The sequence below is a fragment of the Halomonas sp. H5 genome (assembly GCF_050613175.1).
Lineage (GTDB): Bacteria > Pseudomonadota > Gammaproteobacteria > Pseudomonadales > Halomonadaceae > Bisbaumannia > Bisbaumannia salifodinae.
This window is the reverse complement of sequence record NZ_CP192510.1, coordinates 577,072-601,948: the sequence shown is the minus strand read 5'-3', so window position 1 is coordinate 601,948 and position 24,877 is coordinate 577,072. Positions and strand designations below refer to the sequence as shown.

The following is a 24,877-nucleotide window of genomic DNA, read 5'->3' as shown; positions in this document are numbered from 1 at the left end:
TCGCCATGAACCAGCCAATCCTCGAACAAGCCACCGCCGGGACCACGCCCCGGGCCCAGGGCTTCGCCATGCCCGCCGAGTTCGCCCCCCACGACGCCTGCTGGATGCTCTGGCCGCAGCGCCCCGACACCTGGCGCTATGGCGCCAAGCCGGCCCAGCAGGCCTTCGCCGAGGTGGCCTGTGCCATCGCCGAGAGCGAGACGGTGTTCGTCGGCGTCAACGACGAGCAGTACGAGAACGCCCGCAACCAGCTGCCCGCGCATATCCGCGTGGTGGAGCTCTCCAGCAACGACGCCTGGATGCGCGACATGGGCCCCACCTTCCTGACCCACCCGGACGGCCGCCTGGCCATGGTGGACTGGGTGTTCAACGCCTGGGGCGGCCTCAAGGGAGGCCTCTACTTCCCCTGGGACAAGGACAAGCGCATCCGTACCAAGATCGCCGAGATGCTCGGCATCCCGCGCTTCGAGGCGCCGGTGGTGCTGGAGGGCGGCGCCATCCATGTGGACGGCGAGGGCACATTGATCACCACCGAGGAGTGCCTGCTCAACGCCAACCGCAACCCCGAGATGAGCCGCGAGGCGATGGAAACGGTGCTCCGCGACACTCTGGGCATCGACAAGGTGATCTGGCTGCCCCGGGGCTGCCACCTGGACGAGACCGACGGCCATGTGGACAACCTCTGCTGCTTCGTGGCCCCGGGCCAGGTGGCCCTGACCTGGTGCGACGACGAGTCGGACCCCCAGGCCGCCATCTCCCGGGAGGCCCTGGCGGTGCTGGAGGCCGCCACCGACGCCAGGGGCCGGCCGCTGACCGTGCACAAGCTGCCCCAGCCCGGCCCGCTGACTATCGCCGAGGACGAGGCCAGCGGCCTGGATCGCCTCAACAGCTCCCACCCGCGCCAGCCCGGCGACCGCATGGCCGGCTCCTACGTCAACTTCTATATCGGCAACTCGGTGGTGGTGATGCCCTTCCTCGACCCCGCCCACGACGAGGAGGCCAAGGCGATCCTTCAGGGGCTCTTCCCCGACAAGCGGGTGGTCGGCGTGCCGGCCCGGGAGATCCTGCTGGGCGGCGGCAATATCCACTGCATTACCCAGCAGCAGCCAAGGCCCTGATCGGCTACCACCGCAGGGAGCGCCGAGGGGCGCCACCCACCCCACCGCCGAGGCCCTGATACGGGGCCTCGGCGGCGTCGTTATACGGCTTGGCGACGCCACGCAAGCCTTTTGTTGCCCCTTGACGCGAAAACTACTTGCGACCAGCCTCATGGGGGGCCATTATCTGCGCCCTCTCGCCGGCCCACCATGACGACGGAGCCGGGCGAGGCCATGACCGGGGTGGCATCGGGTCGGGGTGCGCTGTGGCGGCCCACTACCGATAAGACCCTACCACTGTTGACATTTCCCGATCTGGATTCGAACCCATGAGCAAAGTCTTGATTATCGGCGCCGGAGGCGTCGGCGGTGTCGTTACCCACAAGTGTGCCCAGCATCCCGAGGTCTTCAGCGAGATCCTGCTGGCCAGCCGCAACGAGGCGAAGTGCAAGGCGATCGCCGACCAGTTGGATCGCCCGATCCAGACCGCCCAGGTGGATGCCGATAACGTCGAGGCGCTGGTCGCCCTGATCGAGTCGTTCCAACCGGACGTGCTGATCCACGTGGCCCTGCCCTATCAGGACCTGACCATCATGGAGGCCTGTCTGCGTACCGGCGTGCCCTACCTGGACACCGCCAACTACGAGCATCCGGACGAGGCCAAGTTCGAGTACAAGGAGCAGTGGGCCTTCCAGGACCGCTACCAGGACGCCGGTAACATGGCCACCCTGGGCTGCGGCTTCGACCCGGGCATGACCAATATCTACTGCGCCTACGCCCAGAAGAACCTCTTCGACGAGATCCACCGCATCGACATCCTGGATGCCAACGGCGGCGATCACGGCTACCCCTTCGCCACCAACTTCAACCCGGAGATCAATATTCGCGAGATCACCGCGAAGGGTCGCTACTGGGAGCAGGGCGAGTGGAAGGAGACCGACCCGCTGGCGGTGAAGCGCAAGTTCGAGTTCGACGGCATCGGCGAGAAGGACATCTACCTCCTCTATCACGAGGAGATGGAATCCCTGTGCCAGAACATCAAGGGCCTGGAGCGCATCCGCTTCTGGATGACCTTCTCCGACAAGTACATCACCCACCTCAAGGTGCTCGAGAACGTCGGCATGACCAGCATCGAGCCGATCAAGGTCGGCGGTGCCGAGATCGCCCCGCTGGAGTTCCTCAAGGCGGTGCTGCCCGACCCGGCCTCGCTGGGCCCGCGCACCAAGGGCAAGACCAACATCGGCATCATCGCCGACGGCATCAAGGACGGTAAGCGCCGCAAGGTGCATATCTACAACATCTGCGACCACGAGCAGTGCTACGCCGAGGTCCAGTCCCAGGCCATCTCCTACACCACCGGCGTGCCGGCGGTGACCGGCGCCATGCTGATGCTGGAAGGCATCTGGAAGGGCGCGGGCGTGTTCAACGTCGAGCAGCTCGACCCCGACCCCTTCATGGCGCGCATCGGCGACATGGGCCTGCCCTGGCAGGTGGTCGAGCTCGACCCCGACCACGACCCCCTAGCCTGAGCCATGGCGAACGCACGCGAGCAGGGCCTGGACTTTAACGTCCAGGCCTGCCCCTCACCGGCTTATATGGTGGACGACGCCCTGCTGCGCCGCAACCTGGAGCGCCTCGCCGAGGTCCAGGAGCGCAGCGGCGCGCGCATCCTGCTGGCGCTGAAGGGCTTCGCCATGTGGGACTGCTTCCCCATGATCCGCGAATACCTGGTGGGCACCACGTCCAGCGGCCAGGACGAGGCGCGCCTGGGGGCGGAGACCTTCGGCGGCGAGGTGCACTGCTACTCGCCGGCCTTCACCGCGGCGGAGATGGACGTGGTGCTGCGTTACGCGGACCACCTCAGCTTCAACTCCCCGGGCCAGTGGCGGCGCTTCCGCGAGACGATCGCGGCGGCGCCCCGCCGGGTCTCCTGCGGGCTGCGGGTCAACCCGGAGCACTCCACCGGCGCGGTGCCGCTCTACGACCCCTGCGCGCCGGGCTCGCGACTCGGTACCCGGGCCGCGGACCTGGCGCCCGAGGATCTGGACGGCCTCGAGGGGCTGCACTTCCATACCCTGTGCGAGCAGAACAGCGATGCCCTGGAAGAGACCCTGGCGGCCTTCGAGGAGCGCTTCGGCCACTACCTCGCCGGCCTGAAATGGATGAACCTGGGCGGCGGCCACCATATCACCCGCGAGGACTACGACGTGGAGCGGTTGGTACGGGTGGTCCGCGACTTCAGGGAGCGTCATCCGCACCTGACGGTCTACCTGGAGCCCGGCGAGGCCATCGCCCTGAACACCGGCTATCTGGTGTGTAGCGTGCTGGATATCGTCGAGAATGACGGCCCCATCGCCATCCTCGACACCTCCGCCACCGCGCATATGCCCGATGTGCTGGAGATGCCCTACCGCCCCGAGATCATCGGCGGCGGGGAGCCGGGCGAGAAGGCCCACACCTATCGCCTGGGGGGCACGACCTGCCTCGCCGGCGACGTGGTCGGCGACTACTCGTTCGACGAGCCGCTTCAGATCGGCGACCGCCTGGTGTTCACCGACATGGCCCACTACACCATGGTCAAGACCACCACCTTCAATGGCATCCGCCTGCCGTCGATCTGCCGCATCGACGAGGCGAGCCGCGAGGTGCGCACGGTCAAGACCTTCGGGTATATGGACTATCGACAGCGGCTTAGCTAAGCGAGTCGCCTGCCCACAGCGAAACGCCACGACTTCGATCGTGGCGTTTTTTTATGGCTTCCCACCAATAGCTCCTATCTCAGTCGTTCAAGTAGCGCCGCCGATAATCGCCGGGCGTTACCCCGACGACCCGCCTGAAGGCGGTGGTGAAGTAACTGGCGTGGCGGTAGCCGACCCGCTCGGCGACCGCGGCGACGTCGAGGCGAGTATGGATCAGCAGGGACTGGGCCTCGCCGATCCGGCGGCGAATCAGGTAGTGGATGGGCGCGCAGCCCACCGCGGCCTTGAAGCGGTGGGCCAGGTGATAGGGGCTGACCTTGAAGCGCGCGGCCAGGCCGGCCAGGTCGAGCACCTCGGCATAGTGTTCGTCGAGGTAGCGGCGCACCTCCTGGCCGAGGTCGTAGCCGGGGACCTCGAGGCGCGGCTCGGGCCGCTCCAGCAGGCGCCCCACCAGTTGGATCAGCGCCTGCAGCAGGTGATGGCACACCTCGGCCTCGCCCTGCCCCACCCGCTCATAGAGCAGCCGCATCAGGCCCTCGATGGCATCATGGTGTTCGCCGCTGGCCAGCACCGGCCGGCCCTGGTCGGGCACCAGGTGATTGACCGGTAGCCCCTTGAGCTTGAGGTGGCGGAAGCCACAGCAGTAGGCGCCAATGCCCACCTCCGCCCGGGCCGACTCGTCGTGGAGGACGCCGCTGTTGTAGATCAGCACATCGCCGCGGCGGGTGCGGTACTCGCGCCCGCCGATGATATGGGTGCCCTCCCCCTCGCGGATAAAGACGATCTCGGCGCGGTCGTCGTGGCGATGCATGGCCCGGGGCATCTCGCTCTGGCTGCCCTCGGCCAGGCACATATAGAGCAGCTCCGCGGGCCGCTCCACCACCGACGAGCCGCGGGCGCCGGGAATCATAAAGCGCTGAATCACCGATTCGTCTCCTCGCCGTCACGCCACCCATCTTCGCCCGGCCTCGGTGGCGGGCGCCAGCCCACCGCCCGCCTGGATTCATGGAATAACCGCGGCGCTTCCCGCGATCAGCGGTAGTCGACCCAGACGGCCCCGGCCTCGGCGGAACGCACGCAGTGCTCCACCCAGCGCACCCCTTCGACGCCGGCCTCGATGCCGGGGATGCCCAGGGCCTCGACGGCCGCGGTATCGTCGCGGTCCAGCGCCTCCATGGCCAGGGCGAAGCGGCCGTAGAGGTTGGCCCAGGCCTCGAAGAGCCCCTCGGGGTGGCCGGCGCCGATACGGTCGTCCTCCCTGGCCTCGGGAGAGAGGTAATCCATGCCCCGCTCCAGGATCCGGACCGGCTCGCCCTGCACCTCGTAGCGCAGCTGGTTGGGGTGCTCGTCCCACCATTCCAGGCTGGCCTTCGAGCCGATCACCCGCACCTTCTGGCCGTGCATGGAGCCGGCATTGACCGCCGAGGCCCACAGGTGCCCCATGATGCCGCCCTCGTACTCCATCAGCACATAGGCGTTGTCCTCCAGGGGGGCGCGGCTTTCCACGAAGCTCTGCCGCGAACAGAGCAGTCGCTTGATGCGCCGATCCGGCAGCAGCGTCTCGGCGATGTAATAGGGATGGGTCGCCAGGTCGCCGAGCACGTAGCTGGGCCCGGCATGCTTCGGGTCGACTCGCCAGCGGGTGCTGGGGTTGGCCAGCTCCACGGCCTCGCTATGGAAGCCATGGGCGAACTGCATATGCACCATGCGGATCTCGCCGAGCTCGCCGGCGGCGATCATCGCCCGGGCCTGGCGGATCAGCTGATGTCCGGCGTACCCATAGGTCACGCCGACGAGGCAGCGCCGCTCCCTGGCCAGGGCGCGCAGCGTCTCGGCCTCCTCGACGGTGAAGCACAGCGGCTTTTCGCAGACCACGTGCAGGCCGGCCTCCAGCGCCGCCTTGCAGATGGCGAAGTGGGTACCGTTGGGGGTGGCGATGGAGACCGCCTGGATACCGTCTTCGCGCCTGGCCTCCTCGACGAACAGGGTTCGGTAGTCGGGATAGCAGCGCTCCGGCGCCACCCGCAGCGCCTCGCCGAAGTCGCGGCCCCGCTCGGGGTCGATATCGAAGGCCCCGGCGAGGAGTTGGAAGCTGTTGTCGCGCAGCGCCGCGCAGCGATGGCTATAGCCGATCTGGCTGCCGCGGCCGCCGCCCACCATCGCCCAGCGGATGGGCGCGGTCACTCTCAGGTCACCCTGGATCATGATCTTGTCTCCCGTATCAGAGGCTGGCCCGGAAGCCCCGGTCCTTGAGGTAGTCGAGACTGGCGGTCACCGCGGCGAGGCTGCCATCGGCATGGCGGGGGTCGCGCTCCTGCTCGATGGTGATATCGCCCTGGTAGTCGATCTCCTGGAGCAGGCGCCGGATGGCATCGTAGTCGATGCATCCCTGGCCGATGGGGCACATCACCCCGCGGGCGCAGGCCGCGAAGAAGTCCACCCGGTCGGCCATGACCTCGGCGAAGACCCGCGGCGCGATATCCTTGAAATGCAGGTAGTCCAGGCGCGCGGCGTGGTCGCGCAGCCAGGTCACCGGATCCATGCCGGAGTAGTGGAGATGGCCGGTATCCAGACACAGGCCGGCGGTGTGGTCGGGGATATCCGCCAGCAGGCGGCGGATCTCGTCGGCGAACTCGATATAGCCGCCGGCATGGGGATGGACGACCGCACGGATGCCGTACTCGCGGCTGGCCAGCTCGGCGATGGCGCGGATATTCGCCATCAGCGTGGCCCAGCGATCGTCGGCGAGGCGCGGCGCCGTCTCGGGGTGACCGGCATGGCGGCTGCGCTCGGCATGCACATGATCGATCAGCACCAGATAGGGGGCGGGGTGGCGCTGGCCCGGCGCCCGGGGCAGTTCCGGCAGCCGACTGAGGAAGCCACAGATCTCGTGGGTCTGGCGGATCAGGCTGTCGAGGTTGGTCGGGTCGACCAGGTCATCGAAGAGGGTACCGGCGACCACCGTCAGGTCACGCGCCTCCAGGGCACGAGCGAGGCGCTCGCCCTCCAGGGGCAGGTAACCGTAAGGCCCCAGCTCCAGGCCCTGGTAGCCCGCCTCGGCGGCCTCGTCGAGGACCCGCTCCCAGGGCGGCAGGTGGGGGTTGTTGACGTCGTCGACGCCCCAGCAACAGGGCGCGCTGGCGATTCGTAGGCGCATTCGGAGGACTCCGTGGGCAAGGTTTTGGATGAGGGGCGTTTGCCCGCTCGCCCCCCATTACAGCAGTCGGCCGATCCGCCGATTTTCACTTTCTTGTTATTTCTTCTCTACCGCCATCCTCTCCATACGCCGAAATCGGGTGATACGGAGCACTTATTCCGGTGGCGAGGCATCAATAACTTCGCTTTCTTGCTATCACGGCCTCCCTCTTTTGGCCTGGCAACGAACGACGACGGGCCGGCGCGAGGCCGGCCCGTCGAGGGGGATTGGAAGAGGCGCCTTGCCTCAGGCAGTGCGCGGTTTGCGGCGGTTCTTCATCCACAGGGTGGCGGAGGCGAAGTAGAGCGCCGTGGGCACCACGATCAGCCATTGGAAGCTGTCCAGGTGAGCCACCGCATCGGCGCCGTTGAACCAGGCCCAGCCGGCCGCCCCCAGGATCACCAGCAGGCAGGCCACGGCGGTGAAGTACCAGGGGTCGAGCACCCGTACCGGATGGTGCGCCTCGGCCTCACCGCCGGGCACCTCGGGGGGATGCACGGGGCCGTAGGCCTCGGTGTAGACGTCGCCGCTCGCGTCGCGCTCGACGCCCAGGGCCCGGCACAGCAGCGGATAGGCCATCAGGCTGACCAGCCAGACGGGGATAAAGAGGGTGAAGAGGTGCAGGGAGCCCTCCATCAGCAGCAGGACACCGGCCAGGATCCCGACGCCCCAGGCCAGGAAGGCGGGCCGGTTGTCGGCGAGGCCCCGGTGCTCGCGCCACAGGGGACGCATGCCCAGGCGCGGCAGCAGGAAGTGCTCGGCGGCGATGATGGCCCCCACCGGGGCGATCAGCATGATGAAGTAGGAGAGCACGTTGAGCCACTGGGTGAAGACGAAGGGGAAGCAGGCGATCAGGGTGGTCACCAGCCCGGTAACCGCCGTCACCCGGACCCGGGAATACTTCGGGAAGACCGACTGGAAGGCCAGGCCGGCGCGATAGAGGCTGGGAATGGAGGTGGTCCAGCCGGCGATCACCACGGCGATCAGCCCCATGGCGCCGAGGATCCGGAAGGCCACGCCGCCCGGGTCCATCTCGGTGAGCTGGGAGCCGGCCAGCAGCGCCGCGGTGGCCCCCATCATGCCGGCGCAGACCCAGGCCATATAATGGCCGATATACATGCCGGCGGCGGAGAAGTAGCCGTAGGAGGACTTGCGGGCGAAGCGCAGGATCGACATGTCGCTCATGCCCAGGTGCATGGGCAGGTTGGCGCCCCAGGCCCAGGCGGCGATCACCCACACCGAGATACCCGGCGCGCCGTCCGGGGTGGCGCCGGTCCAGACGAAGGTGTCGACCACCCCGGCGAGGCTGGTGATGCCGTCCAGTTGCCCCATATGCAGCAGCACCGGGATGGTGACCACGCCGCTGGCCAGGAACATGGTGGCCATCCAGGGCGAGCAGACGGTGGAGAAGTTGGCGATCAGCTTGAAGCCCTTGAGGGTCATCCATACGGTGATGGCACCGACGAAGAGCACCAGGGCCACGAAGCTGAGGCTCTGGGGATACCAGGCGGTCTGCGGCGGGATGCTGGTCACCACCCGGAAGGCCGAGGCGGAGACGGTGATCATGGCCCCGGAGACCACGGCGAAGATCAGGCCGTTGAGCAGGTTGTAGACCAGTGAGAAGCGCTTGCCGGCCAGGCGCTCCAGGTACCAGTAGATGGTCATGCGCGAGCGGGTCGCCACCGGACTGCACACCCAGGCCCAGGAGAGCACGGCGAAGAGGTTGCCGATCAGCAGGCCCCACAGCAGGTCGCTGGTGCTGACGCCCAGTGCCACCAGGGAGGCGCCGATCACGAATTCGGTGCCGGCGACATGCTCGCCGGCATAGGAGCCGAGGAAGTACTTGCCGCTGAGTTGGCGGCTGGCGGGGATGCGTTGGTGTTCGAATTCCCCTCCCTGGCCGGAATCCGCGGTCGAGGCGCTGGCGCCCGGCGCGGCGAGTGTCGAGGTCTGGGTGCTCATAAGCGTCTCCGGTTATTGTCGATGCCCCTCCGGCCGACGCTGCCGAAGAGGCTGATGAAATACACGTTCTAGAATATAGATTCCACGAATGGATTATTCAAACCATTCTCTCCCCGACTTTAGTCGAGGCCGGTGCCCTCCGGGCCCGAACGAGGAGGACCCCGAACGTCTCGGAGCCAAGGGAGCTGGGAAGACGCGCGAGCTTAGGCGGTGCGCTGGGTCTCGAGAAACTGCGCCTCGCCATGGCCGAAGCACCAGTCGGCGTCCCGGTTCTCGGTGATCACGATCATCACGTTGGCGGGGTCGATATCGGCCTGGCGGGCCAGGTCATCGGTGATGCGGCGGTAGAAGGCCTGCTTGGCATGAGTCGGGCGACCGGCGCGCATAGTCAGTTGCAGGATAACGGCGTCGCGATGCCGGGCCTGCAACTCCATCTGCTCCACCGGCAGGGGCTGGATGATCTGGTAGCGATCATCCTCGGGGAAATCCAGGGTCTCGATGACCGCGGCGTTGACCAGGTCGGCGACCTTCTTGCGCCACAGCACCGGACGATGATCCGGCAGGGTAAGGGTCACGAGGGGCATGGCATACTCCCTGGCTGGGGCGCCGGAGCGGGCTCCGGCGCCGGGTGGGGGTCAGCCGCTCACAGAGTCGGCATGGTGAAGTGGTTGGTCTCTTCACGGATGCCGCTGGGCCAGCGCTGAGTGATGGTCTTCATGCGGGTGTAGAAGCGCACGCCGTCGGGGCCGTGCATATGCAGCGGACCGAATAGCGAGCGCTTCCAGCCGCCGAAGCTGTGGAAGGCCATGGGCACCGGGATCGGCACGTTGACGCCGACCATGCCCACCTGGATCTGCTCGCAGAACTGGCGGGCGGCGTCGCCGTCGCGGGTGAAGATGGCGGTGCCGTTGCCGTACTCGTGGTCGTTGATCATCTTCACCGCCTCGTCGTAGCTGGCGGCACGGGCGATGGCCAGCACCGGGCCGAAGATCTCCTCGCGGTGGATGCGCATCCCCGGCTTGACGTGATCGAAGAGGCTGCCGCCCACGAAGTAGCCGTCGCCGGCCCCCTCGATGCGTGCCTGGCGGCCGTCCACCACCAACTCGGCGCCCTCGTCCACGCCGGCCTGGATATAGCCGCGGACCTTCTCCAGGTGCTCGCGGGTCACCAGCGGCCCCATGTCGTTATCGGGGCCATCCACCAGGCCCGGGCCGACGCGCAGCTTGTCGAGCTCGGCCACCAGCTTCTCGCGCAGCCGCTCGGCGGTCTCCTCGCCCACCGGCACGGCCACCGAGATGGCCATGCAGCGCTCGCCGGCGGAGCCGTAGGCGGCGCCCATCAGCGCGCCGACGGCCTGGTCGAGGTCGGCGTCGGGCATGATCACCATATGGTTCTTGGCACCGCCCAGGGCCTGGACCCGCTTGCCGTGCGCCGAGGCGGTGGCGTAGATGTACTCGGCAATGGGGGTGGAGCCGACGAAACTCACCGCCTGGACCCGCTCGTCGGTGAGCAGCACGTCCACGCTCTCCTTGTCGCCGTTGACCACGTTGAAGACGCCGTCCGGCAGGCCCGCCTCGCTGAGCAGCTCGGCCAGGCGCATCGGCGTGGAGGGGTCCTTCTCGGAGGGCTTCATCACGAAGGTGTTGCCGCAGGCCAGGGCCACGGGGAACATCCACATCGGCACCATGGCCGGGAAGTTGAACGGCGAGATGCCGGCGCAGACCCCCAGGGGCTGCATCATCGAGTAGCTGTCCACCCCGGTGCCCACGTTCAGGGAGTGCTCGCCCTTCTGCAGGTGGGGGATGCCGCAGGCGAACTCGACGACTTCCAGGCCGCGGGTCAGCTCGCCCTTGGCGTCGGAGAACACCTTGCCGTGCTCGCGGGAGATCAGCCGCGCCAGCTCGTCGGCGTGCTCCTCGACCAGGGCCTTGAACTTGAACAGGATGCGCGCGCGCTTGAGCGGCGAGACCCTGGACCAGGTGGCGAAGGCCTCGGCGGCCGAACGCACCGCCTCGCGGGTCTCATCGGCACTGGAGAGCGCCACTCGAAGGGACTCCTCGCCGGTGGCGGGGTCGTAGACGGGGGCGCTGCGCCCGCTGTGGCTGGCCTCGGCCCGGCCATGGATATAGTTGCCCAGCATGCTCATGGGGGAAACTCCTTTCGCTATTCGGTTATTGGGTGACCCGGAGGCCGGCCTCGTCGCAGAAGCGCTGCAGGTTGTCGTGGCCCAGGCGGGCATAGGTGAGCGGGTGGGCCACGGCGGGGTCCTGTTCGGCCTCCACCACCAGCCAGCCCTGGTAGTCGCTGTCGCGCAGCCCCTTGAAGAGGCTGACGTAGTCGATAAAGCCGTCCCCCGGCACGGTGAACATGCCGCCCAGCACACCTTCCAGGAAGCTGAGGTCGCGATTGCGCAGATCCTCCAGCACCTCGCGGCGGATGTCCTTGCAATGCACATGTTTGATGCGCTCGGCGTACTGCTTCTGGGCGGCCACCGGGTCGCCGCCGGCGCCCACCAGGTGACCGGAGTCGAGCAGCAGGCCAACGGACGGGGTGGTCTCCGCCATCAGCCGATCGATCTCCTCGGGGGTCTCGATCAGGGTGCCCAGGTGGTGGTGATAGGCGATCGTCACGCCCTGGGCCTGGCAGTAGTCCGCCACCCGGTTGAGGCGCGGGATAAAGGTCTGCCACTCTTCTTCGCTCATGGTCGGGCTATGGGAGAGCGGCACGTCACGCTGGCCATGCACGCAGCGGCTCACCTCGCAGAACACCATGGCGGTGGCGCCCAGCGACTTGAGCAGGTGCAGGTGGGGCTTGATCGCCTCGATCTCCTCCTCGGCGGTACGGGTCAGCAGCTCGCTGCTGTACCAGCCGGAGACCAACGACAGGCCGTGGTTATCGAGGATGGGACCCAGCACCTCGGGGTCGCGGGGAAACTTGTGGCCCAGCTCGAAGCCGGAGAAGCCGGCCTGCTTGCCCTCGGAGAGGCAGGTCTCCAGGGGGGTATCGCCGCCCAGCGACGGCATATCGTCGTTGGTCCAGGTCAGGGGGTTGATGCCCAGTCTTACGCTCATATTGGACTCCTGAATTCGCTCGTGATGGGGTCGAGAGTTAGAGATTCTTGAATTGACGGGCCTTATAGGCCTCGTAGCGCTTGCGGGCCTCATTGACCTCGGGACGCTCCGAGACCTCGGGCACCGCCACGTCCCACCAGGCGCCGCCGTCCTGGGTATCGGCCAGGGCATCGGTGTCGATGGCGATCACGTAGCTGATGTCGGAAGCCTTGGCACGCTCCAGGGCCGCCTCCAGCTCCTGGATATTGCCGACCCGTTCGGCCTTCGCGCCGAGCGCTGCGGCATGGGCGGCGAAGTCGGTCTTGGGCGCGCCGCCCTCCACGGTGAGGCAGTCGTCGAGCAGGTTGTTGAAGCCGGGACCGCCGCAGAACTGCTGCAGGCGGTGGATGCAGCCGTAGCCGCGATTGTCGAGCACCACGGCGATGATCTTGTGGCCCAGCATCACCGAGGTGGCGATCTCGGAGTTGAGCATCAGGTAGGAGCCGTCGCCGACCATCACGAAGACCTCGGAGTCAGGCATCGCCATCTTGGCACCCAGGCCGCCGGCCAGCTCGTAGCCCATGCAGGAGTAGCCGTACTCCAGGTGGTAGCCGCGGTGGAAGCGGGTGCGCCACAGCTTCTGCAGCTCCCCGGGCAGGCCGCCGGCGGCGCACACCACGATATCGCGCTCGCCGGCGGCGCGGTTGACCGCCCCCACCACCTCGGCGTCGCAGGGCAGGTTGGTGCCGCGGTCGGCGGTGACCCGCTCCACGGTGTGGTTCCAGTCGGCGCGCAGCGCGGCGGCCTGCTCGATCCAGGCGCCCTCGGGGCGCCAGCCGTCGAGGCCGGCGCTAAGCTCCGGCAGGCTGAGCTTGGCATCGCCCACCAGGGCCTGGCCCTTGTGCTTGACGGCATCGAAGGAGGCGACGTTGACGGAGAGCAGCTTCGCCTCGGGGTTGATCAGGGCCCGGGAACCGGAGGCGAAGTCGCCCAGGCGGGTGCCCACGGCGATGATCAGGTCGGCCTCGGCGGCCAGCGCATTGGCCGCCGCCCCACCGGTGACGCCGATGGTGCCCAGGTTCTGCTGATGGTCCCAGGGCAGGGCCCCCTTGCCGGCCTGGGTCTCGCCCACCGGCAGCTGGCAGGCGGAGACGAAGGCCTCGAACTCGGCCAGGGCGTCGGCGTAGTGGGCGCCGCCCCCGGCGATCACCAGCGGCTTCTTCGCCTGGCGGATCAGGGCGATGGCCTCCTCGAGTTCGCGACGGTCGGCGGCCTGACGCCGCGGCCGATGCACCCGCTCGGCGAAGAAGTGCAGCGGATAGTCGTAGGCGAAGGTCTGGATGTCCTGGGGCAGCGCCAGGGTGACCGGACCACACTCCACCGGGTCGGTAAGCACCCGCACCGCCTGGGGCAGCGAGGTGAGCAGCTGCTCGGGGCGGGTGATGCGATCGAAGAAGCGGCTCACCGGCTTGAAGCAATCGTTGGAGGTCAGGGTGTGGTCATGGAAGTTCTCCACCTGCTGCAGCACCGGATCGGGCAGGCGGGTGGCGAAGGTGTCCCCCGGCAGGAAGAGCACCGGCAGACGGTTGACGTGGGCCACGGCGGCGGCGGTGACCATATTGGTGGAGCCCGGCCCCGCCGAGGCGGTACAGGCCATCACCTGGCGGCGATTGAGCGTCTTGGCGTAGGCGATGGCGGCGTGGGCCATGCCCTGCTCGTTATGAGCCCGGTAGGTGGGCAGGGTCTCGCGGGCCTGGTAGAGGGCCTCGCCCAGGCCGGCCACGTTGCCGTGGCCGAAGATCGCCCAGACCCCGGGGAAGAGCGGCTGGATCTCGCCGTCGAGTTCGACCTTCTGGGCCATCATGTAGCGGACGACGGCCTGGGCCATGGTGAGTCGAATGGTGCTCATAGTCTTACCCTTCAAAGGCGCGTTACGGGATCAGGCGCGCTGGCGCGCCTGCCAGGTTTCCACCAGTTCCAGATAGTTGGCCAGCACGGCCTGGATCAGTTGCTCGTCGTCGTAATCGCCGCGCAACCACTTGCGGCTCGGCTCGCCGAAGATGGTGCGCCCCACCGCGAAGCCCTTGCAGACCTCGACGCCGGCGCTGTCCATAAAGCCCTGCTTGAGCTCCTCGGCCGGCGCGTCCAGGCCCAGCATCACCACGCCGCGGCAGTGAGGCGCGCGCTCGGCGAGCAGCTCGGTGATGCGTCGCCAGGCGGCCGGGGTCTGGGGCGGCAGCTTCCACCAGTCGGGCTGCACCCCCAGGTTGTAGATGCGCTGCATGGTGTGGAGGTAGGTGTCGTCGTCGCTGGCCATGTCGCGGGGCGGGATGATCTCCAGCAGCAGCTCGTGCCCGGAGGCGCAGCAGGCCCGGTAGAGCTCCAGCACCTGGCGCTCCTGGGCGCGACGCAGCTCGACGCCATCCTGGGGATGGAAGAACACCAGGCACTTGACGATATGCTCCCGGGGCCAACTCTTCAGGCGGCTGCCGATATCGCGACCGCCCTCCAGCTCGATGGGCCGGGAGCTGGGCAGCTCCACCGGGCGGCCGATCCACCAGCCGCGACCGGTGACGTCGTTGAGGGCGTCCTGGCCATAGGTGTCGTCGATCAGCACCCCCACCTGGCTCGCCCCCAGGCGCTCGGCGCCGCGCTCGGTAGCCTGCACCAGCAGGCGCTTCAGGGTCTTGATGCGTGCCGGATCGGCGCCCGCCTCCCGGGCCATATCGAACAGCTGCTTGCGGTGGTCGAAGGCCAGGATGCACAGGTCCTGCCACTCGGTGGCGCTGCGCTGGGTGGTGACCCGATGCAGGTGGTTGAGTCGCGCGTCCAGGTCCGGGCGCGGGATCGACGCGGCCCGGGCCAGGTAGTCGTCGAGCTCCTCGGCACTGGGAATGGCCGGGGCGCAGCCGTGGCGGGAGACCACCAGGGCGCCGCAGGCGTTGGCATAGGCGCAGCTGCGTTCGTGGGACTCGCCGTTCAGCCAGCCACGCAGGAAGCCGCTCATGAAGGCGTCGCCAGCTCCCAGCACATTGAGCACCTCGACCTTGACGCCGGTATGCACCACGAAGTCGGCCTCGCTGTCGGGGATGGCGCCGTCCAGCACGGTGCAGCCCTGGGCGCCCAGCTTGAGCACGATGGTGGCGTCGCTGAGCTCACGAATTCGCTTCAGGGCGGCGATGGTGTCGGTGCTGCCGCCGGCGATATGCACCTCCTCCTCGGTGCCCACCACCAGGTCCAGGTCGGGCAGGATGCTCTGCAGGTGGCGGCTGACGCCTTCATCGGAGATAAAGCGGGTCTCGCCGTCGCCCAGGCCGGTCAGGCCCCAGAGCACCGGGCGGTAGTCGATATCCAGGATCACCTGGGTGCCGGCGGCCTTGGCGTACTCGATGGCGGTCTTGCTGGCCTGGTGGGTCCGCTCGGTGGAGAAGTGGGTGCCGGTGATCAGCAGCGCCCGGCTGGAGGCGATAAAGGCCGGGTCGACGTCATCGGCCTCGAGGGCCATGTCGGCGCAGTCGTGGCGGTAGAAGATCAGCGGGAAGGTGTCGCGATCCTTGATACCCAGCAGCACCAGGCCGGTGAGGCGCTCGGGGTCGGTGATCACATGGCCGGTGTCGACGCCGGCCCGGGCCAGCTCCTCGCGCACGAAGCGCCCCATGTGCTCGTCGCCCACCCGGGTCAGCATGGCGCTCTTGAGCCCCATGCGGGCGGTGCCGTAGGCGATATTGCCGGAGGAACCGCCGAGGTACTTGGCGAAGCCGCTCATGTCCTCCAGGCGGCTACCGATCTGCTCGCCGTAGAGGTCGACGGCGGCGCGTCCCAGGCAGATCAGGTCGAGGGTCTTGGTGTCAGTCATGGGCTCGCATCCTAGGCTTGGCCAGTCCCGAGCCCCGCTCGCGCGGCTCGGCCGGTCGGTGATGGGTGAAGATGCCGGTCTATGTGTTCCACTTGGAATTTATTTTAGAACGAAGATTCCATCCATTCAATAAATGGAAAGGATGATTCGTTCTTCTTTAGTCGCATGCCGCCCCCCCCCCTATCCCGAAACAGGACAGCCCCGGTCCCTACCGGGCCCGGGGCTGTCCACACACCCATGTCGACTCCGCTCAGCCGTAGAAGGCGGGACGCTCGGGCATCTCGATGGCCTCGATGGCGCCGCTCTCCTGGGCCTTGACGCAGACGTCCCCGGCGATGGCCGCGGCATAGCCGTCCCAGGAGGAGGGCCCCTCGATGCGCCCGGCGGCCACGCCGTCGATAAAGGCCTGGAGCTCCACGTCGAAGGCCTCGCTGAAACGCTGCTTCCAGTCCTGGAGGATCTCGTTGGAGAGCCGCCCGGCCTGGCGGAACTGCAGGCTCTGGGGCTCGGGCAACCGGGCGATGCCCTCCTCGCCGACCACGTCGCACTGGATGTCGTAGCCATAGCGGCAGTTGACGAACACCTCCACGTCGATGCGCACGCCCTTCACCGTCTCCAGCATGACGATCTGCGGGTCGGCGACCTGGTCATGGGCATGGCGGGTCTTGCGCGGGAAGACCACCTGGGCGCTCTTGTAGTCGTCGTCGAGCAGCCAGCGGAAGGTGTCCAGCTCGTGGATCAGGGTGTCGTGGATCGCCATGGGGGTGACATAGCGCTCCGGCACCTCGGGGTTGCGGTGGGCGGCGTGCACCATCAGCGCCTCGCCCAGCTGGCCGCCGTCGATGGCGTCCTTCATCATCCGGTAGCCGCCGTCGTAGCGGCGCATAAAGCCCACCTGCACCAGGCGGCGGCCGGCCTCGATCTCGGCGTCGATGATATGCCGGCAGCCCTCGGCGGTGGTGGCCAGCGGCTTCTCGCAGAACACCGCCTTGCCGGCGGCGATGGCCGCCAGCACATACTCCTCGTGGGTCGGCCCCCAGGAGGTGACCAGCACCGCATCCACGTCGGCGGCCTGGATCAGCGCCTGGCCGTCCTCGTAGACCTTGGCCTCGAGTCCCAGGCGGTCGACCACGGCCCGGGCCTGCTCCTGGTTGACGTCGGTGACGGCGACGATCTCGCCGCCGGTGAGCTGCTGGGTGATACGGCGGGCGTGCTCCTCGCCGATCATGCCGGTGCCGATGACTCCGATTCTGACTGTCATGGTGTTGTCCTTTTACTGGTTCCAGTACTTGTCGACGTAACGCTGAATCTCCTGGCGCATGAAGCGGGACGACTCCACGGCCCGCTCCTCCCAGCCGAAGACGCAGCTGGAGAGCACCCCATCGAAGCCCACCTCGTGCAGGGTCTTGAAGAAGACGTCCCAGTCGATCTCGCCCTCGCCGATGTCCAGGTGCTGGTGCACCCGGGCCTCGGAGCCCGGCGGGTTGACGATATAGCGCAGCTGGGAGGAGGCCTTGTGGTTGAAGGTGTCGGCGACCCGGGCATGCACCAGCTCGCCCCGGGTGGCGCGAATGGTCTCGGCCATGTCATCGCCGTAGTAGAAGCAGTGCGGCGCGATATAGGAGCACTTCACCGACGGGGAATCGATGGTCTTGATGATCTCCACCGCCGGCTCCATGGTCTCTACCCAGTCCTCCGGATGGGGCTCGACGCTCAGGGTCAGGCCCTCGCGCTCGAGGATCGGCACCAGCACGTCCATGGAGCGCCAGAAGGCGTTCTCGCAGGCCTCGGGGGTGTGGATGCCCTGGCGGTCGGCCTGGGAGCGCTCCACGGAACCGCCGCGACCGAACTCGGAGATCAGGGTGTCGCACTCCAGCTCCACGGCCACCTCGATGATGCGCTTCCAGTTGTCCATGGCCATTTCCCATTCGTCCCGGTAGGGGCTGGACCAGCGGTACATGGGCTGCATGGTGGCCAGGCCCACGTCGTGCTCGCGCATGGCCTTCTTGAAGGCCTGGATGGCGGCGGGATAGGTGCGCGGCCGGGTCCACCAGACCATGAAGTCGGGGCGCGGCGAGAGCTCGACATAGTCGTAGCCGAGCTCCTTGGTGAGTCGGCAGATCTCCGGCAGGGAGAGGTGGCGATGCATATGCGGATCGAGGGCGATCTTCATTCGGTCATCCTCCTGGGTTCTGGGGCGGCTCAGGCGAGGCCGGCGCGGACGAAATCCATGCTCTGGCGCAGCTCGGCCACCGGATCCACGGCGGCGTGCACCGAGTCGGCGAAGGGCTCGAAGGAGAGGTAGCCCTGGTAACCCTCCTCCAGCAGCTGGCGGATCTGGCCGAGGTTGTCGAGGCGGTCATCCTCGCCCACCAGCAGCCGATGGGGGTCGAGCATCGCCTCGAAGCCGACGGCCGGGTCCTCCACGCCGGAGATATGCACCAGCCCCGTGCGTTCGGCGAAGAACTCGTGCTCGCCGGCGCCCTGGTGGTGGAAGGTGTCGTGGACCAGGCCGAAGCGCGACTCCAGCCCCAGCTCGCGGATGGTCTGCACCGCCTCGGCCTTGGTGCGCAGGGTGGAGATCGGGAAACCCAGCGGCTCGACGAAGCCCTTGAGGTCATGGCGCCCGAGGATGCCGTCCAGGGCGGTCAGCGCCTGCTCCAGCCGGGCGCGGCGCTGTTCGGAAGAGGCGTCATCGTCGCCGTCCACCAGCGGGCAGAGCACCAGGCCGCGACCGCCGGCGGCGGCGAGCAGTTCGGCCATGGCCTCGGCCTGGGCGGCGCGTTCCTCGTTCCAGATATTGAAAGGATAGAGGGCGTTGAGGCTGAGCACCTCGATGCCCAGCTCCCGGGCCCGGCGGCCGGCGGCCTGGGCCTGCTGCAGGTCATTCAGGCTGTTGTCGCCCACGTCGTTGCGCAACTCCACCGCGCCCACCCCCATCTCGGCGGCGGTCTCGATCAGCTGCAGCGGCGTCCAGCGCGGGCAGACCATATGGTTGAGGGCGAACTTCACGTTGGTTTGAGCCATGGCGGCCTCCGGATTGAGGGCGTGGTTATCGTGGTTGTTGTGGTCTGCCCGAAGACTAGAACAATTATTCCACTTCATCAACAGACTGAATATTTCATTTTAACCCCCACCGATCCGCCGGCATCCCAGGCATGGCGCGGCTCTCCGCGATTCCACCCCCGATCGACTACGACCAAAGACGAAGGGCTCGGCGAGATCGAGGCACCCAGAAAGGCCATTGCCAGACCCGGCATTCTATACTAACGTTTCAATGGAATTTTTATTCCCAAGGTGCTAGGGTGTGAGCATACCGACACCCGGACGCTGACCAGTCATCGGCAAGGCGGACACCATGAATCAGACCCCACAGGACTTCACCACCCTGGAAGCGCGTATCACCGCGGACTACCCGGCGTTGAGCCGGCGCCTGCAGCAGACCGCCCGCTTCCTGCTCGACCACCCCCAGGAGGTGGCCTTCGCCACCGTGGCCAAGCTGGCCGACCAGGCCGGGGTCACCCCCTCGACCCTGATCCGCTTCGCCAACAGCTTCGGCTTCAAGGGCTTCTCGGAGATGCAGCAGCTGTTCCGCGCGCGCCTGGTGGACGAGTTGCCCAACTACACCGAGCGGATCCGCGCCGTGCGCACCGCCACCGGCGAGACGCCGGACAGCACCGAGCTGCTGTGGGAGTTCGCCGAGGCCAACCGGGAGGTGCTCGACCAGTTGCCGGGGCGCATCGACCCCCGCCACCTGGAGCAGGCCCTGGATATCTTCGAGAAGGCGGAAATCGTCCATGTGATGGGGGCCCGGCGCAGCTTCGTGGTGGCCAGCTACATGGCCTACGCGCTGCAGCACGTGGACAAGCGCACCCAACTGGTCAGCGGCCTGGGGGGCATGCACCTGGAGCAGCTCAAGTCCATGGGCGACCGGGATGCGCTGATGGTGGTGAGCTTCTCGCCCTATGCCCAGGAGTCCCGGGAGGCGGCGGAGGAGGCCAAGGCGCGGGGCCTGCCGCTGGTGGTGATCACCGATTCCAGCTTGAGCCCCCTGGCCCGGCTGGCCGACGTCTCGCTGGTGGTGCACGAGGCCGAGGTCAAGAGCTTCCGCGGCCTGACCGCCTCGCTGTGCCTGACCCAGACCCTGGCCATCGCCCTGGGCGTGCGCCAGGACAAGGCGCGGGATGGCGTCGACGATGGCAGCGACTCCCCCGCCGTGCGCTGACGCCACCAGGCGACCCATTTCTCAACCGTTTTCAGGAGGGCATTCGCATGACCTCACTCCTCGTTCGTCCCCAGCACCCCGACGCCCAGGGCAAGGTGTTGGAAGTCACCCCGCAATCCGCCGGCTGGGAGCACGTGGGCTTCCGCGTCCACCGGCTGGCCAAGGGCCAGCGGCTGGAGGCCAATACCGAGGGCCGCGAGCACTGCCTGGTGCTGCTGAGTGGCCGCGCCACCGTGAGCTGCGGCGAGCAGCGCTGGGAGGACATCGGCCAGCGCATGGATATCTTCGAGAAGGTCCCGCCCTACGCCGTCTACCTCCCCGACGGCGTGAGCTATGGCGTCGAGGCCACCACCGACATGGAGCTGGCGGTGTGCAGCGCCCCCGGCCACGGCAATCACGCGCCGCGGCTGATCGCCCCCGACCAGATCAAGCGCAGCACCCGGGGCAGCGGCACCAACACCCGCCATATCCAGGACATCCTGCCGGAGACCGAGCCGGCGGACGGCCTGCTGGTGGTGGAGGTCTATACCCCGGCGGGCAACTGGTCCAGCTATCCGCCCCACAAGCACGACGTGGACAACCTGCCCGAGGAGTCGATCCTCGAGGAGACCTACTACCACCGCCTCAACCCCGCCCAGGGCTTCGCCTTCCAGCGGGTCTACACCGATGATCGCAGCCTGGACGAGACCATGGCGGTGGAGAATGGCTGCTGCGTGATGGTGCCCCGAGGCTACCATCCGGTGGGCACCCCCCACGGCTACGAGCTCTACTACCTCAATGTGATGGCCGGCCCCAAGCGGAACTGGAAATTCCAGAACGACCCGGCCCACGAATGGATCGTCAAGCAGTGATCGTCCCCTGATCCAGGTCGGACGTCTCTTCGCCCCGCCTCTCGCGGGGCTTTTTTATGCCCGAACGGGCGGTCGGTGCGGCGGCCAAAAACGGAACAATAATTCTATTTATACCAAAGTATAGAACAATATTTTTGCAAAATATCCAAATGGAATCTAAATTCCATAACAGGGTTTCGATGGAAAACCTGCTCCTTTCACCAGTCCCGCTGGCAATAACCACAACGACACGCAATGGAGACTCACTATGAAACGCCTGCTACTCGGCGCCGCCCTTGCCACCCTCTGCTCCACCAGCGCCATGGCTCAGACCATCGGCGTCTCGGTGGCCTACTTCGACGACAACTTCCTGACCAGCATGCGCAATGCCATGCAGGCCGAGGCCGAGAGCCAGGGCTGGGACATCCAGTTCCTGGATGCCCAGGGGGATATCGGCCGCCAGCTCAGCCAGACCCAGAGCCTGGCCGCCCAAGGGGTCGACGCCATCATCATCAACCCGGTGGATACCGCCGCCACCGGCATGATGACCCAGGCCGCGGTGGAGAGCGGCATTCCCCTGGTCTATGTCAACCGTCAGCCCGAGGGTGACGACCTGGATCACGAGGGCGTGGCCTTCGTCGGTTCCGAGCAGCGAGTGGCCGGCGAGCTGCAGATGCAGGCCCTGGCCGAGAGGCTCGGCGGCGAGGGGCGCGTGGCGGTGATGCTCGGCGAGCTCTCCTCCAGCGCCACCCACGAGCGTACCGCCGGGGTCGAATCGGTCTTCGACGCCTACCCGGGCCTGGAGCTGGTCGACATGCAGACCGCCGACTACCAGCGCACCGAGGCCATCGACCTGATGAATAACTGGATCGTCGGTGGCGAGCGGATCGACGCCATCGCCGCCAATAACGACGAGATGGCCCTCGGTGCCCTGATCGCCATGAAGCAGTCCGGCATCTCCCCCGCTGACATCCTGGTGGGCGGTATCGATGCCACCCGCGATGCCCTGGACGCCATGCAACGCGGCGAGCTGGCGGTCAGCGTCTTCCAGGATCCGGTCGGCCAGGGCGGCGGCGCCGTCGAGGTCGCCATCGACCTGGCCAATGGTGAGCCGGTGGAAAGCATCAATATGGTGCCCTTCCAGTTGGTGACCCCCGACAACCTCGACGACTTCCTCACCAATTGATGCTCGCGGGCCCGCCGGTTGGCGGGCCCTCATCGCCTCAGGAGTCTCCCCCATGGCTACGATGATTGCCGAAGCCCCGACCGTGGACGCCGCCGAGTATCTGCTCGAGGTGGTCGATGCCCGCAAGACCTTCCCCGGCGTGGTCGCCCTGGACAATGTCCGGCTCAAGATTCGCCCGGGCACCGTGCATGCCCTGATGGGCGAGAACGGTGCCGGCAAGTCGACCCTGATGAAGATCATCGCCGGGGTCTATATCCCCGACCAGGGCGAGGTGCGCCTGCATGGCCGGCCGCTGGACCTCAAGGGCCCGCTGGATGCCCTGGAGGCCGGCATCGCCATGATCCATCAGGAACTCAACCTGATGCCCTTCATGACCATCGCCGAGAATATCTGGATTCGCCGCGAACCCCTCAATGCCTTCGGCCTGGTCGATCACCCGCGCATGCTGCGGATGACCGAGGCGCTCTTCGAACGCCTGGGCATCGACATGGACCCGGAGACCGAGGTGCGTCGCCTCAGCGTGGCGGAACGCCAGATGATCGAGATCGCCAAGGCGGTCTCCTATGAGTCCGACGTGCTGATCATGGACGAGCCCACCTCGGCGCTCACCGACCGCGAGGTGGAACACCTGTTCCGCATCATCAATGACCTGCGCGCCCAGGGTAAGGGCATCATCTATATCACCCACAAGATGGATGAGGTCTTCGAGATCGCCGACGACATCTCGGTGTTCCGCGATGGCCAATTTATCCACGCCGCCCCGGCCAGCGAACTCGACTCCGACAAGATCATCCAGCTGATGGTGGGCCGCGAGGTCACTCAGATGTTCCCCAAGCAGGAGGTACCCATCGGCGAGGTGGTGCTCTCGGTCAAGGACCTCAGCCTGGAGGGCGTCTTCGAGAACGTCAGCTTCGATCTGCGCGCCGGCGAGATCCTGGGCATCGCCGGCCTGGTGGGTTCCGGGCGCACCAATGTCGCCGAGACCCTGTTCGGCGTCACCCCGGCCAGCGGCGGCAGCATCGCCATCGACGGCGAGGAGACGGTGATCTCCTCGCCCCACCAGGCCATGCTGCGCGGCCTGGCGCTGCTCACCGAGGACCGCAAGGAGACCGGCCTGTTCCTCGGCCTGTCGGTGATCGAAAACATGGAAATGGCCGTGCTGCGCGACGGCTACACCCGGGGCCCCTTCGTCGAGCAGGGCCGCCTCGATCATGAGTGCGACACCATGAAGGCCCTGCTGCGGGTCAAGACGCCGAGCCTCGACGAGCGTATCGGCAACCTCTCCGGCGGCAATCAGCAGAAGGTGCTGATCGGCCGCTGGCTGATGACCCAGCCGCGGATCCTGATCCTCGACGAGCCGACCCGCGGTATCGACGTCGGCGCCAAGGCCGAGATCCACAAGCTGATCAGCAAGCTCGCCGGCCAGGGTGTGGCGGTGATCATGATCTCCTCGGAGCTGCCCGAGGTGCTGGGCATGAGCGACCGCATCCTGGTGATGCACGAGGGCAGGGTCACCGGCGTTCTCGACCGGGCCGAGGCCAACCAGGTGAACATCATGGAGCTGGCCTCCACCCCCCTGACACCGGCGGATGCCTGAGCCGACACACCAAGACAGCCAAGGGTAAAGACAATGACGACAACAACCGACACCAATACGCCACTCGAAGCGCCCAAGAAGCGTAAGCGCAAGATCCCCACCGAGGTCAGTATCTTCCTGGTGCTGATCGGCATCGCCGTGCTGTTCGAGGTCCTCGGCTGGGCGATCCGCGGCGACTCCTTCCTGATGAACCCGCGCCGCCTGCTGATCATGATCCTGCAGATGTCGATCATCGGTATCATCGCCATCGGCGTGACCCAGGTGATCATCACCGGCGGCATCGACCTCTCCTCGGGATCGGTACTGGCCCTGACCGCCATGGTGACCGCCAGCCTGGCCCAGCAGTCGGAGTACCTGCGCGCCGTCTACCCGGCGCTGACCGACCTGCCCTGGGTCTTCCCGCTACTCGCCGGCCTGCTGGTCGGGGCCCTGGCGGGGTTGGTCAACGGTGCCCTGATCGCCTTCGCGGTGATTCCGCCCTTTATCGCCACCCTGGGCATGATGGTCAGCGCCCGGGGCATGGCCCGCGCCTACACCGACGGCCAGCCGGTCAGCATGCTCACCGAGCAGTTCACCTGGATCGGCTCCGGCGCCAACCCGGTGATCATCTTCCTCGCCGTGGCGGTGTTCTTCCATATCGCCCTGAAGTACACCCGCTACGGCAAGTACACCTACGCCATCGGCGCCAACCCCCAGGCCGCCCGGGTCTCCGGCATCAATGTGCGCCGGCACCTGGTGCTGGTCTACACCATCGCCGGCCTGCTCGCCGGCCTGGCCGGGGTGGTGGCCTCGGCCCGGGCCGGTACCGGCCAGGCCGGCATGGGCCTGATGTATGAGCTCGATGCCATCGCCGCGGCGGTGATCGGCGGCACCAGCCTGGCCGGCGGCGTGGGCCGCATCGCCGGCACCGTGATCGGCGCCCTGATCCTCGGCGTGATGCTCTCGGGCTTCACCTTCCTGGGCGTCGACGCCTACTACCAGGACATCGTCAAGGGCGCCATCATCGTCGCCGCCGTGGTGATCGACCAATACCGCCAGCGCAAGCGCAACAAGACCGTCTAAGCCCGACCCCGCCGCGCCGGAAGACTCCGGTGCGGCTCCCTTTCTCGCCTGTCAACGCCCGCCTGACCGAGGCCTTCGCCTCGGCCAAGAGCTACGCCTTGCCCATTCGCCACAGGG

The 24,877-nt window shown here is 67.2% G+C and carries 20 protein-coding genes; 8 read left to right on the top strand and 12 right to left on the bottom strand.

The annotated features are described in order from the left end of the window. The first annotated feature begins 5 nt into the window (after positions 1 to 5). From aguA to nspC, 3 genes are all read left to right on the top strand, one after another. On the top strand, positions 6 to 1,118 hold the full coding sequence (gene aguA, locus ACQ1W9_RS02785) for an agmatine deiminase (RefSeq protein WP_431025219.1): 1,113 nt from the start codon (positions 6 to 8) through the stop codon (positions 1,116 to 1,118). A 308-nt stretch (positions 1,119 to 1,426) separates the two neighbouring features. Beyond that, complete coding sequence (locus ACQ1W9_RS02780; RefSeq protein ID WP_431025218.1) at positions 1,427 to 2,626, top strand: saccharopine dehydrogenase family protein; 1,200 nt, start codon at positions 1,427 to 1,429, stop codon at positions 2,624 to 2,626. Between the two features lie 3 nt (positions 2,627 to 2,629). Further along, entirely contained in the window at positions 2,630 to 3,796 is a 1,167-nt protein-coding gene (gene nspC / locus ACQ1W9_RS02775; RefSeq protein ID WP_431025217.1) for a carboxynorspermidine decarboxylase, read from the top strand. A gap of 79 nt (positions 3,797 to 3,875) precedes the next feature. On the opposite strand, the gene ACQ1W9_RS02770 is transcribed toward nspC, so the two are convergent. The 12 genes from ACQ1W9_RS02770 to ACQ1W9_RS02715 form a co-directional block, all read right to left on the bottom strand. Beyond that, positions 3,876 to 4,721: a helix-turn-helix domain-containing protein gene (locus ACQ1W9_RS02770; protein ID WP_431025216.1), complete on the bottom strand. Its 846-nt coding sequence runs from the start codon at positions 4,719 to 4,721 to the stop codon at positions 3,876 to 3,878. 107 nt (positions 4,722 to 4,828) lie between these two features. Next, complete coding sequence (locus ACQ1W9_RS02765; protein ID WP_431025215.1) at positions 4,829 to 6,001, bottom strand: Gfo/Idh/MocA family protein; 1,173 nt, start codon at positions 5,999 to 6,001, stop codon at positions 4,829 to 4,831. A 16-nt stretch (positions 6,002 to 6,017) separates the two neighbouring features. Beyond that, the gene (locus tag ACQ1W9_RS02760) at positions 6,018 to 6,953 is read right to left on the bottom strand and encodes a TIM barrel protein (RefSeq protein ID WP_431025214.1); all 936 of its coding nucleotides are present in this window, start codon (positions 6,951 to 6,953) and stop codon (positions 6,018 to 6,020) included. Positions 6,954 to 7,238: 285 nt separating this feature from the next. Continuing rightward, positions 7,239 to 8,954, bottom strand: a complete 1,716-nt coding sequence (locus ACQ1W9_RS02755; protein ID WP_431025213.1) for a purine-cytosine permease family protein — start codon at positions 8,952 to 8,954, stop codon at positions 7,239 to 7,241. Between the two features lie 203 nt (positions 8,955 to 9,157). Further along, positions 9,158 to 9,538 (bottom strand): tautomerase family protein, encoded by a 381-nt coding sequence (locus ACQ1W9_RS02750; RefSeq protein WP_431025212.1) that lies wholly within the window; start codon positions 9,536 to 9,538, stop codon positions 9,158 to 9,160. Positions 9,539 to 9,597: 59 nt separating this feature from the next. After that, positions 9,598 to 11,100 (bottom strand): CoA-acylating methylmalonate-semialdehyde dehydrogenase, encoded by a 1,503-nt coding sequence (locus ACQ1W9_RS02745; RefSeq protein WP_431025211.1) that lies wholly within the window; start codon positions 11,098 to 11,100, stop codon positions 9,598 to 9,600. Positions 11,101 to 11,125: 25 nt separating this feature from the next. Further along, on the bottom strand, positions 11,126 to 12,025 hold the full coding sequence (iolE, locus tag ACQ1W9_RS02740) for a myo-inosose-2 dehydratase (protein WP_431025210.1): 900 nt from the start codon (positions 12,023 to 12,025) through the stop codon (positions 11,126 to 11,128). 37 nt (positions 12,026 to 12,062) lie between these two features. Further along, the gene (gene iolD, locus ACQ1W9_RS02735) at positions 12,063 to 13,913 is read right to left on the bottom strand and encodes a 3D-(3,5/4)-trihydroxycyclohexane-1,2-dione acylhydrolase (decyclizing) (protein ID WP_431025209.1); all 1,851 of its coding nucleotides are present in this window, start codon (positions 13,911 to 13,913) and stop codon (positions 12,063 to 12,065) included. 30 nt (positions 13,914 to 13,943) lie between these two features. After that, the gene (locus ACQ1W9_RS02730) at positions 13,944 to 15,860 is read right to left on the bottom strand and encodes a bifunctional 5-dehydro-2-deoxygluconokinase/5-dehydro-2-deoxyphosphogluconate aldolase (RefSeq protein ID WP_431025208.1); all 1,917 of its coding nucleotides are present in this window, start codon (positions 15,858 to 15,860) and stop codon (positions 13,944 to 13,946) included. 250 nt (positions 15,861 to 16,110) lie between these two features. Beyond that, on the bottom strand, positions 16,111 to 17,121 hold the full coding sequence (locus ACQ1W9_RS02725) for a Gfo/Idh/MocA family protein (protein ID WP_431025207.1): 1,011 nt from the start codon (positions 17,119 to 17,121) through the stop codon (positions 16,111 to 16,113). A gap of 12 nt (positions 17,122 to 17,133) precedes the next feature. Beyond that, complete coding sequence (locus ACQ1W9_RS02720) at positions 17,134 to 18,033, bottom strand: sugar phosphate isomerase/epimerase family protein (protein ID WP_431025206.1); 900 nt, start codon at positions 18,031 to 18,033, stop codon at positions 17,134 to 17,136. Positions 18,034 to 18,062: 29 nt separating this feature from the next. After that, positions 18,063 to 18,887 carry a TIM barrel protein gene (locus ACQ1W9_RS02715; RefSeq protein ID WP_431025205.1) on the bottom strand — a complete coding sequence of 275 codons (825 nt, stop codon included), beginning with the start codon at positions 18,885 to 18,887 and terminating at the stop codon, positions 18,063 to 18,065. Between the two features lie 331 nt (positions 18,888 to 19,218). Here ACQ1W9_RS02715 and ACQ1W9_RS02710 point away from each other — a divergent pair, with 331 nt between their 5' ends. The 5 genes from ACQ1W9_RS02710 (at position 19,219) to ACQ1W9_RS02690 (ending at position 24,760) form a co-directional block, all read left to right on the top strand. Continuing rightward, positions 19,219 to 20,085, top strand: coding sequence for a MurR/RpiR family transcriptional regulator (locus tag ACQ1W9_RS02710; protein ID WP_251307937.1), 867 nt, complete (start codon positions 19,219 to 19,221; stop codon positions 20,083 to 20,085). 47 nt (positions 20,086 to 20,132) lie between these two features. After that, the gene (iolB, locus tag ACQ1W9_RS02705) at positions 20,133 to 20,936 is read left to right on the top strand and encodes a 5-deoxy-glucuronate isomerase (RefSeq protein WP_431025204.1); all 804 of its coding nucleotides are present in this window, start codon (positions 20,133 to 20,135) and stop codon (positions 20,934 to 20,936) included. 247 nt (positions 20,937 to 21,183) lie between these two features. Then, positions 21,184 to 22,101: a sugar ABC transporter substrate-binding protein gene (locus tag ACQ1W9_RS02700; RefSeq protein ID WP_431025203.1), complete on the top strand. Its 918-nt coding sequence runs from the start codon at positions 21,184 to 21,186 to the stop codon at positions 22,099 to 22,101. A gap of 52 nt (positions 22,102 to 22,153) precedes the next feature. Further along, positions 22,154 to 23,698 carry a sugar ABC transporter ATP-binding protein gene (locus ACQ1W9_RS02695; protein WP_431025202.1) on the top strand — a complete coding sequence of 515 codons (1,545 nt, stop codon included), beginning with the start codon at positions 22,154 to 22,156 and terminating at the stop codon, positions 23,696 to 23,698. Positions 23,699 to 23,731: 33 nt separating this feature from the next. Continuing rightward, positions 23,732 to 24,760: an ABC transporter permease gene (locus ACQ1W9_RS02690; protein ID WP_251307941.1), complete on the top strand. Its 1,029-nt coding sequence runs from the start codon at positions 23,732 to 23,734 to the stop codon at positions 24,758 to 24,760. The last annotated feature ends 117 nt before the right edge of the window (positions 24,761 to 24,877 follow it).